Source organism: Prevotella sp. P3-92 (genome assembly GCF_002251205.1).
GTDB lineage: Bacteria > Bacteroidota > Bacteroidia > Bacteroidales > Bacteroidaceae > Prevotella.
In genome coordinates this window covers 63,522-73,687 of the sequence record NZ_NPJE01000072.1, presented here as the reverse complement: position 1 = coordinate 73,687, position 10,166 = coordinate 63,522, and the positions used below count along the sequence as shown (strand labels likewise).

Genomic DNA, 10,166 nt, shown 5'->3' with positions numbered 1-10,166 from the left:
CAACTTCAATCCCGTTATCGCAAGATACTATATGCGACTCGTAGAACGTGGAAAGAAGAAGCAGGTTGCACTGAATAATGTAAAGAACAAACTCATACGTTTGGTCACTGCTATGGTCCGAAATCGCCAAATTTTCTCACCAGAATATAAAATATCAGCATAAATTAAAAATAATGGTCAAAATATTTGGATTTTAACATAGAAAGCGGATTTTTTTTAATGTCACACAGAAATCACAGAAACGTTGGTGCTTTCTAGGCAGTTGTGAAATGTCACACAGAAATAAATCATCGGATTGTTTTCGTTAAGCCATGAGCAGAATTAAACTTTCCGATTAAGTGAGCGAAAAATCAAGCTCGCTTGAAGTTTTCTGAACGTGAGGAAAGTCAACGAAGTTAAGCTCGCTTTAATTATGCCATGGCGAGAAAACAAAGGCGTAGCCAATTTAGCCTATATAATTCATAGGGGCACTTTTATGAATACACCTTCCTCAACCTGCAACTCCGTTTGATGAAAAATAAGCGTTTTGAGGTCAGTAGATGGATTCTGCTCAAAGATTTAGATTCAGCAACCATCTATTTCATAGATCACATTCTTGTCACTTATGACATAACTACATAAAAATTGCTGCACTATTTCTTCTGAAGAGTGCAAAATAAATCAATATAGTCTATCATGTGTTTTGTTTTAGGCTGCAATTCTTCCCAGAGCAGTTATCATCTCTTCAAGATGCCGGTGATGTGGTGAGAAACTTATTCTGATAAACGTTTTCTTTGTTTGTCAATAAGGCCAAGCAACACTTGGCTTCCAGACAATCCCGTTTTTTTTGTTCCTATGAATTATATAGGTTGGAGCTCAAACAGGTCGTGAACATAATATTGAGAGTAGTATTTCATATTATTTCTGTGGTTTTAACACTCAAAGGTAATCATTTTTCGCGAATTGAGCAAATATTTTAATAGCTAATTTTCTTATTATCAATAATTTATATTTAATTAGTGAACCCTATGTATGGAAGATAGAAAGTGTTGGGGAAGCGACGGTCTCCATCGCCAAGCCCAGAGCGTTGAGCGGTAAACGTTGTACCATCTTTCTTTATGATCGTAGGGATATTGGAATCAATTGCAAAGTCATAAGACGATGAGATTTTCGGATTTAAAACACAAATCCTTTCATCGATAGCCCTATAGTTGCAGGGAGTTTTTTGATTTTTCCAGATGTGAGATTCCTTACATATCCTTTTCGTATATATGCTGGAAAATGGATAGTTCCCTTACCACTAGAGCTAACCACGGCAAGACCTATATAATATTTATGATTCTTTTTAAGTAATATGTCCTCTTTTACTTCGATTGTTTGCTCTGTAAATTGTTTTTTGTCCGAGAAATCAATATATATCGGCTTGTGCTGGACTGGAGTTAATTTTTTGTCGTTTATCTCGTATACGATAATACGAACTGTACAGTAAGAATAAGTGCATTCTTCGACCTTAAAGTTAAAACTCCTAACAAGATAATTATTTTTGTTATTTACAATAGGCCCAATCTCATAGATGGAGTTCCTAATATTATTGAACCCCACGTCACCTGGAGCTTTAAAACCTTTATGAGAGATTGTTTTTTCTTTCAATTCTTTATTTGAGATTATTACATTAGAAAGATTGTAAATATCTTCTTCGAGCTTAACACTCACACTACCACTTTTATATGTGTCAAATGGCAATTGTTGTGTACGATAGCTGATATGATGAAAGATCATAGGAGCAGTATGTCCATCAGGTATTTTCAACTCAAAATATCCATCTACATCAGATATAGTAAATAAACTATCAACCCCTACACTAACATACTCTACACCTTTTCCATTTACATCTGTAATCTTTCCTTTGACCGAAATCTGCGCCCAAACGACATTCTGCCAAAGCACAATTATTAATATTAATAGTATTCTTTTCATTTTGTTAAACAATTAAAGTTTGAACAAGTCGGAGCAACCCGACTTGTTCAAGGAACAATAAACTTCTTAGATCGGAATATTCCATGCAAAGATGGTGATTGTTTGATCCTCAAGAGTTGGTTCAGAAGCAGATGGCATTTCTGCTAGCTCTTCACGAGAAGAAAGTTCTTGTAAATTCAAAGAATTTACCAAATCGTTTAATTTATTATTCTCCATATTTATTATTACGGGGCTGGTTATTTAGAACGTACTGTTGCCCCATTAGCAGAACGTTTTCTATTATGAATTGTATTAAACACAAATTTAGTAATAAAAAAAACAACAATTGCTACCCAAATATCATGGAAACTTACAGTTTCAATCCTATGAAAATCTCCTGAGATTATCTGTGATAAGGAGACTACTACTTCCTGAGGTAGCCTAATCAAAATTGAGAAATTATTATATATAAAAAATAGTAATAAAAACATAATTACACATTCAAAAGACATCAAATATATAAACAAACACAATTCTTTAGGGGTTAGAATCGTTTTTTTCCAGTTACGGATTTTCTTTGAAGTTATTGCGATGGCTTTTTTATATAGATGAGGTTCTCCAATTATGTCTGATATTATCCAATAACCATCGCTTCTATAAAATGGATAGAATTGGAAAAATACAGAAATCAACATCGTTCTTGACAAATAAAATAATGATGAATTTTCAAATTGTATAGATAAAAAAGTCGTTATTGAAGATAAAATAATTTGAAAATAGACCCCACCGATATTTACTATAAGTCTTTCTTTCTGGTTTAGATACCAAGCCCCAGTTACGTTAGCATATAACACAGGTCTAAAAGCCGCAATACCAAAACCAACATCATATATAGGAGCTCCATAATGTTTGCAAGCACTAGCATGTCCTATTTCATGAAAAACGAACATTATAATTAACAAAAGCCAAGAGGCATTGAAAGCAAAAGTTGTAGAAAGGAATGTATGCGATGCAAGAAACAGTTCATAGCAAAGATAACCTAATAATGATGTAAACACAACACAAAGAATTGTATCGTAGAAAAGAAACAGAAATGGCTTTGTTAAAATATTCATTACCTTCGCCGGAATAATTTTTACTTTCATTTGATATTCCTGAAGCCCAACATATGTATTAGCTTCTACCCCTTTTTCAGCAAGCAGTTTGAATAATTCATCTTTTGAATCATCATCGCAGCCTTTTAACATATTCTCTAATATAGCTCGTTTATCATTGCTAATAATAAAATGTCTTTCATCGTCAAGGTGAAGAACCGACTGTGACCTATTATATTCTGTGAACAAAATATTATGCAACATATCTATTATAAGATAAAAGTATATTGTATGTTAATGCTGTTGTAAATACTCTCCCGTAATCATCAGTAATGATATTTACTCCAAAAGAGGACCTCTTCCAATTATTTACACTTTGAGGATCAAGAATATCGGGTGCAGGTATTCTTAGGATTTCTTCAGAATCCCAACTGCCATCATCGTTTTGCTGGCTTACGATCCAATCAACCCCCCTTTCTATACACGATCTGATATTGGAATCGGCATTGGGTATCAACTCAAGAGCTTTAATGCATAATGAAGTATAAAAAACTGATGGTTTATCCATATTTGTCCAATATCCTTTAGATACTTGTCGTTTTAGAATATATTCTACAGGCTTTCCGTATAGTCCACACATAACAGCAAAAGCGGTTGTATACAGATCTTCTGTCCACCAATACGAAGGAATACTTCCATCAGACCTTATACCATCACGAAGATATGAGAGAGCCTTTTCATAAATACTCCCACATTTTATCGATTTGGCAATCCAGCAAGCAACTGCAGTAACACAATAATGCTCTGCAGTCCATCCTATAATATTGGAATCTGGACTTATATGTAGAACTCTAGTTATGCTATTATCTCTATATGTAGAAAAGCCTCCTGATGGATGTACGAACTGTTCCCACTTCTCAATATCGGCTTTATGTACTTCATTTTCCATAACACTTTTAGCTTTAATGAGAAAATTAGTTGAATCAGCATCTACAACTACACCATCATTATAGTTTCCTTCTTGTTTTTCCAACCAATCTAGGCTTTCCTTAAGATACTCTCTGTTTTCTGGAAATTCTCCAAGCATAGATATAACAAATGCTGTAATCCAATTAGTACCAGGACCTGCAAGAGTCATAAAATCTGTCCAGGAATTGTTATCATTCCTTCTATTCTTGATAAAAGCCAAACTTTTAGAGATAGATAAACTTATTGTGTTATTAGTAATTTTTCTATTGCTCAGTTCTGATTTTACAATTGCTTTTTGTTTAAGAAATCTTATCTCTACCAGTATTCTACCTATTTGTTGATATAGTTCTTTAGAGAAAGCATGAGAGTACCTCATATTTAAACGCGAGAAATCTTCTGCTGACTCTTTTGAGAATAAAAAAGCACAGTTTAGCCCCCGTTCAATTACACCATCTACATATAATACTTTTATATTATTTGAAATAGTTTCAGACTCCAGCATACATTGTTTTCCCACATACAAATAATAATTTAGTTGATCATTTTTTGCATCCTCAATAAGATCTTCGTAATCGTCAACAAGTTGAAATGCTTTATGGAATTTATTTAATGCATCAAGTATCTTATCCCACTCCAGTTCCTCCTGCACAATAATTTGCATCGCAGAAATATAGGCGCCAATAAGAGAACTTTTGTTTAACAGTTTAATAAACAACTCTTCTTCTCCGCCATTAAAATCGTGGTTGGTAAAACTTGAATTTGCAAATAATTTATATTTCAAAGCGTCAAATGACATCCAGAATTTTGATTCGCTCCCAATGGTTTCTTGTAGTCCCCTAACAGCATATTCTTTTATAAAAAAATTATACTCGACAAAGAGTTTATGAGATTTTATATTCATCTGGTGATCAAATAGCTTATCTGTAAAAACTACTGATGCCACATAAAGTATAGCATATAGACTAAGGTCTATTGTTTTTGCCAAATAACATTCTCTATCTTTAGTTGTATCAAGAATGTCTAATGGCAAATATGTATAGAAAGAAAGACTTCCAAAGATAGCTTTTTCAAGGCTATCTTTGGTACATTGCCTAACGGGAAGGATAAGAATTTCCTCTTTTATCCTTTTATTTAGCCTTTTAATATCATCTCTCATAAATACAGATTTAAGCTTCTATACACAAATATGTATAGAAGCAAATTCTCAATCAGCGATTTTCCACCCAAGCAACCACATACCAGGTTCGTCACGATCTGTATACGGATCATGTGCCTGAGTTTCCATTACAGCAAGTTCTTCACGACTTGACAATTCTTCTAGATTCAAAGAATCTAACAGCTCTTTAAAATTTTTCATTACTAATAAAAAATTAATTGTTAAACATTGTAGAGAGATTAATCCCATATTTGATAATGATTAAGTATTATTCGAAACCACGAAGTATATGCATAGGGATTTGATTGTACATCTTTAATCAATTCTTCACGAGTGACCCATCTATAGTTTTCCACCTCAATTTTGTTATAAGATATAGGAGTTTCGCAATCATAAATGCCCTCAAAAACATAATCTACTTCATTTTCAGTTAGAGCACCACAACCTACTTGATATTTGAAACTATATTTATATTGCAATTTGCTACATATCCCCATTTCCTCTTCAAGCCTCTTTGCTGCTGCTTTATTTATGATATCAATTGAGGTGTTTACCAAAGGATGGCCACAGCAAGCATTACTCCACAATCCACCAGAATGGTACTTTGATTTTGCCCTCCGTTGCAATAAAAGATTGTTCTTTGAATCAAATATCATTACTGAAAAAGCATAATGTGGAATTCCTTTGACATGAGCTTCTATTTTATCACAAAAGCATCCATTAGTGAGTAATACTTGATTATGAATCATATTATTATTATCTTTAAACTGATATTGATATAGGTTTATGCACAGCAAAAGTAGTTTAGAATAAAAAACAGGGAAAAGTTTGTTCATTGTGTTTCTGACCTAACAAACTAAAGCAGAACCTCTTTAACTATTTTACTTCCGCTTCTTTTATGTAGATTGGTTTCTCTCTGAAATGATGTTGAGTCAGAATCTAATCAACATCAAACGTGCCACAGAAAGTATGCCCACCATGCACAATGACTAAGGTGTATGCTCCACTAAGGTAAGCCCAAAGGTCGACAGTATGATAATCTGTACTGCTGAAATCCAATATGCCTTGTGATGCGACTTCCTCATTCTCATTTAATATATAGTATGTGTATACTTCACCAGAAGAGTCTTGCATAACCAATTGCTGCCCATCTGCATTATAAGACACGCTCAATGAGAGGCTGTAGTTCGCAGGTGATTTTGATGGCTTCGGCATTCCATCCAGTTTTGGCGTGTGCTTATAGTGTAAGTACACGGGTGTAACACTTTGTGTGGCTGCCCACACACTTAAGCTTTGCATTACGAAGGCAAACAAAATTGCCATAAAACAGATTCTCTTTTTCATAACTACGATAATTAAATGTTTGATTCTGGTCCAAAATTACTCATTAAATGAGTTGTATGGAAATATTTTGTGTTTCAAAGTGTTTCTACTATCTGTTAAATAATGTTATCCTTCTGTTTTTTTATTTATATTATACAGACACCCAGATAGTTACGTTTTATAAGAGTTTTGTCAGTTTTGTTATTCTTCAGATTTATGTGAAACACCAAGAAACACTAATGAATGTAAAAACCTTCTTTAACTCATCTTTTCTGTGTATCTTTGCACCAGAATTAACAATAAAAGAATATGAATAAGATTTTGGTTCGTTGCATTTGGTTACTCCTTGCTGTATTTACTACGGCTTGTTCTAAACAAACTGTCTTGGATGATCTGGAACATATCAAAAACATAGGCAATGAAAATCCACAAACGGCACTTGTCATGTTGGATTCATTGGAATTTGAAGTACGAGAAAGCAATGATTATGTCAGGTCTAAATACGATTTACTGCGTGTACGCTTGAATGACAAAGCAGACAATAGCCCAAACTCAGACATTTTAATAAGAAGGCTTATTGGGTATTTTGAAAGTGAAGGCTCTCAATCTGAGAAACAAGAAGTTTATTATTATGCTGGTAGTGTATATCGTGACTTACATGATACCCCACAGGCGTTAGAGTATTTTTTCAAATCTTTAGATTTTGCACATAACAACAAAGATTGTGATTCAATTATGATGCGAAACACGTACTCAAATCTGACTTACTTGCAGTATAGGGTTCAGAATTATGCCAATGCTGTAAGTATGGCAGAGAAAGAACTTAGTATATGCAAGCAGTTGAAGACTGACTGTGTGCTACCATATCTTCATTTGGGTTCTGCCTACCTTGCTTTAGATAGCTCCATGCAGGCAAAAAAAGCTTTCAATCTGGCATATGAACAGATAAAGATATCAAAAGACATTTCCAAACATCAAAATTTCCTTTTTTATTTATTGTGCGACTACTCGGAATTGGGAGAAACACAAAGAGCAAAGGAGTGCTTTTCATTGATTGAGATTAATCCTTTAATAGATTACTCAGCTTTCGCTTGTATGGCATTCGCACAATACTATGAATCTTCAAACCAGAATGATTCTGCTACAATATATTGCAAGCGCATTCTAGAAGATGGTACAGACATAGATAATATGTATGATGCAGCAAAACTTCTTTATCGAATCTGCAAAAAGACGGGAAATAGGGAAGACGCTGGTAAGTATGCAGATATTTATATGCAGTTGAGTGATTCGCTGGATTTCGGGAAGAGGCAGGAACTTGCTGCAACAGTAAATAATGAGTATCAATATCATCTGGACCAAAAGAAAGAACAAACTCTAAAGGACGAAAGAGAACGGTACAAAAACACACTCACCATTGTTGTCATGGCAACAATACTTTTGGCAAGTATCGCTTATATTCTTTACGTGAGAAGGCGTAATAAGCATCTGCAAGAGGTTGTTACATTGTCATCGGAATTACAGCGAGTTTCCAATGATGCTCAACAACTTCGAGCAAACATAGTAGAGAAAGAGCAAGAACTGGAGCAATCTAAGAAGTCTTTGGCAAAATCTACGTACGAACTGGCGAATGTTAATAGGGAACTTCTGCGTGTGAATGCTGAATTGTCAGATTATGATGAGGCATTGAAAGCGAAAGAGCAACAACTGTCGGAGAAGATGGATCAAAACAAGATCTTTATCAAACTTTTACACCAGTCAGAGCTGGAGGGCAAAGCAGAGGATGTCATCTACGCTATCCGCCAATCTTCAACTGGCAAGAAGAATATGAAATCAGCCGATTGGAAGCAGCTATATCAAGCAGTAGATGAATTATACCCATTATTCAAGGACCGATTACTGAAAGAATTGGGTACATTTACAGAGCAGCAGATGCAAGTTTGTTATCTTATGCGAATAGGTCTGGCTAAACCTCAAATTCAGAATATGACAAACCTCTCTCGTGCAACCGTCTGGAGATGGGTGAAAAAATACGATTGGGTACTGACCAGCGATAATGATATGGACATCGAATAGCATAGTAACAGAATAGAGTCTGCTAATATGCTATACTGCTATTATCCAGAACGGAAGCACTCAAAATTTTTATCCATAAATTATGCGGCTATGAAATGGTGGTTTACGAGAGAAATATGGTGGGTGGAAATAAAAAAAACGCCGCTACTCAACACGAGCAGCGACATCCAAAGCCTATGTATAACTAAAAATCCTTTCTTTTTGTTTTCCAACCTCAAGATTGGATTGCCTTGCGGCGTGTATATGTTGTATGAAACAAAATTCTATAAAAAAAAGAAAGTTATGGGAGCCTCACGGCGACCACTGTTATCCATATTTCAAACTTTCTTTTTACCAATAACTAAAAACCTAAAACTATAAATATTACTACTAACCTAAAACAATCTATTAACCGAATGTCTGATAAGAACCTCTTGTTCTTTTTGACGATGCAAAGTTACGATGATTTTCATAACGACGCAACTTTTTTGGAATATTTTACGCAAAATAAACATATATTATTGATATGAATCAATTGCTGTGTGCGAAAACATCAGTATTTTAGCACTTGTTTACATTTCGCGACCATTATTGCTTATGAATCCTATAATCCATAGCTTGCGTTAGTCTGAAAGAAGCAGTTTTGAGAGTTGACGCATGCCTTCGCTGGCTCCAGCCTGTATCTGCTGCACGTTGGAACCGGCATTGACGGGGTGGGGGTCTATGAGATATACAGGTACTCCCGGTCTAACATACTGTACAAGTCCGGCTGCAGGATAGACGTTGAGCGATGTACCGATGATAATAAAGATGTCCGCATGTTCTGCTTCATCCGCTGCACGACTGATCATTGGCACGCCTTCGCCGAAAAAGACTATAAAGGGGCGGAGAAGCGATCCATCGCCAGCCAGTGTGCCGGGCTTTACTTCACAGTTCTCGGCAGTGAGAAGTTGCTGATATCGCGGGTTATCTACATCCCTACTGCTGCACACCTTCATGAGTTCGCCGTGCAGATGGATTACTTTTGATGAGCCCGCAGCCTCGTGAAGGTTATCCACATTCTGTGTCACTACAGTCACATCATATTTCTTTTCGAGTTCTGCTACAAGTTTATGGCCCTCATTGGGTTTGGCATCGAGACATTTTTTTCGCAGCATATTATAGAAATTGGTCACCAAAGTGGGGTTTTCGAGCCATCCTTCGTGTGTTGCCACCTGTGCTACGGGATAGTTTTCCCACAATCCGTCAGCATCGCGAAAAGTTTTCAGTCCACTCTCTACCGACATTCCGGCACCTGTCAAAACTACGATTTTCTTCATAAGGCAATTGCTTTTTTAGTGTTTAGTTGATGCGAAAGTACGAAATTTCCAGCAATTGCGAAAGCATTTCTGCATATTATTTTCTGTTGCGTATTTTTTTTTCTATCGCTTATTCGTATGGCTTTAAAGGTTTTGTGGTTACCTCTGATGCTTCACATCTTAGGTACTCACGTTCGAGAATCCAAAAGAAATTTGGTATTTCTTTTTGTATTCTGCTCACTTAATCGTACCTTTGATGCTTCGCATCTTAGGTACTTACGTTCGAGAATCCAAAAGAAATTTGGTATTTCTTTTTGTATTCTGCTCACTTAATCG

At 35.4% G+C, this 10,166-nt stretch carries 9 protein-coding genes; 1 reads left to right on the top strand and 8 read right to left on the bottom strand.

The genetic code is table 11. The features are described 5' to 3' along the window. Positions 1–1,155: 1,155 nt before the first annotated feature. The 7 genes from CIK93_RS13300 to CIK93_RS13275 all read right to left on the bottom strand — a co-directional run bounded on the left by CIK93_RS13300 (position 1,156) and on the right by CIK93_RS13275 (position 6,498). Positions 1,156–1,956: a carboxypeptidase-like regulatory domain-containing protein gene (locus CIK93_RS13300; protein ID WP_094447626.1), complete on the bottom strand. Its 801-nt coding sequence runs from the start codon at positions 1,954–1,956 to the stop codon at positions 1,156–1,158. Positions 1,957–2,022: 66 nt separating this feature from the next. Beyond that, the gene (locus CIK93_RS13750; RefSeq protein WP_158214820.1) at positions 2,023–2,172 is read right to left on the bottom strand and encodes a hypothetical protein; all 150 of its coding nucleotides are present in this window, start codon (positions 2,170–2,172) and stop codon (positions 2,023–2,025) included. 20 nt (positions 2,173–2,192) lie between these two features. Continuing rightward, positions 2,193–3,293: a hypothetical protein gene (locus tag CIK93_RS13295; protein ID WP_094439524.1), complete on the bottom strand. Its 1,101-nt coding sequence runs from the start codon at positions 3,291–3,293 to the stop codon at positions 2,193–2,195. After that, complete coding sequence (locus tag CIK93_RS13290; RefSeq protein WP_094447625.1) at positions 3,283–5,154, bottom strand: prenyltransferase/squalene oxidase repeat-containing protein; 1,872 nt, start codon at positions 5,152–5,154, stop codon at positions 3,283–3,285. Before CIK93_RS13290 ends, CIK93_RS13295 begins: the two co-directional genes overlap by 11 nt. 48 nt (positions 5,155–5,202) lie before the next feature. Continuing rightward, a complete protein-coding gene (locus CIK93_RS13285) occupies positions 5,203–5,403 on the bottom strand; it encodes a hypothetical protein (protein WP_094439520.1) in 201 nt (66 codons plus the stop codon). Then, complete coding sequence (locus tag CIK93_RS13280) at positions 5,394–5,990, bottom strand: isopentenyl-diphosphate delta-isomerase (protein ID WP_216820901.1); 597 nt, start codon at positions 5,988–5,990, stop codon at positions 5,394–5,396. Before CIK93_RS13280 ends, CIK93_RS13285 begins: the two co-directional genes overlap by 10 nt. Before the next feature lie 103 nt (positions 5,991–6,093). Further along, complete coding sequence (locus CIK93_RS13275; protein ID WP_094439518.1) at positions 6,094–6,498, bottom strand: hypothetical protein; 405 nt, start codon at positions 6,496–6,498, stop codon at positions 6,094–6,096. A gap of 288 nt (positions 6,499–6,786) precedes the next feature. Here CIK93_RS13275 and CIK93_RS13270 point away from each other — a divergent pair, with 288 nt between their 5' ends. Then, a complete protein-coding gene (locus tag CIK93_RS13270) occupies positions 6,787–8,553 on the top strand; it encodes a tetratricopeptide repeat protein (RefSeq protein ID WP_094439514.1) in 1,767 nt (588 codons plus the stop codon). A 602-nt stretch (positions 8,554–9,155) separates the two neighbouring features. Here the strand turns inward: CIK93_RS13270 and CIK93_RS13260 are convergent. Then, positions 9,156–9,851, bottom strand: coding sequence for a Sir2 family NAD-dependent protein deacetylase (locus CIK93_RS13260; RefSeq protein ID WP_094389845.1), 696 nt, complete (start codon positions 9,849–9,851; stop codon positions 9,156–9,158). Positions 9,852–10,166 lie beyond the last annotated feature (315 nt).

Coding starts and splice junctions, on each gene's coding strand:
- CIK93_RS13300 (WP_094447626.1), bottom strand. CDS start 1,956: ATGAAAAGAATACTATTAATATTAATAATTGTGCTTTGGCAGAATGTC.
- CIK93_RS13750 (WP_158214820.1), bottom strand. CDS start 2,172: ATGGAGAATAATAAATTAAACGATTTGGTAAATTCTTTGAATTTACAA.
- CIK93_RS13295 (WP_094439524.1), bottom strand. CDS start 3,293: ATGTTGCATAATATTTTGTTCACAGAATATAATAGGTCACAGTCGGTT.
- CIK93_RS13290 (WP_094447625.1), bottom strand. CDS start 5,154: ATGAGAGATGATATTAAAAGGCTAAATAAAAGGATAAAAGAGGAAATT.
- CIK93_RS13285 (WP_094439520.1), bottom strand. CDS start 5,403: ATGGGATTAATCTCTCTACAATGTTTAACAATTAATTTTTTATTAGTA.
- CIK93_RS13280 (WP_216820901.1), bottom strand. CDS start 5,990: ATGAACAAACTTTTCCCTGTTTTTTATTCTAAACTACTTTTGCTGTGC.
- CIK93_RS13275 (WP_094439518.1), bottom strand. CDS start 6,498: ATGAAAAAGAGAATCTGTTTTATGGCAATTTTGTTTGCCTTCGTAATG.
- CIK93_RS13270 (WP_094439514.1), top strand. CDS start 6,787: ATGAATAAGATTTTGGTTCGTTGCATTTGGTTACTCCTTGCTGTATTT.
- CIK93_RS13260 (WP_094389845.1), bottom strand. CDS start 9,851: ATGAAGAAAATCGTAGTTTTGACAGGTGCCGGAATGTCGGTAGAGAGT.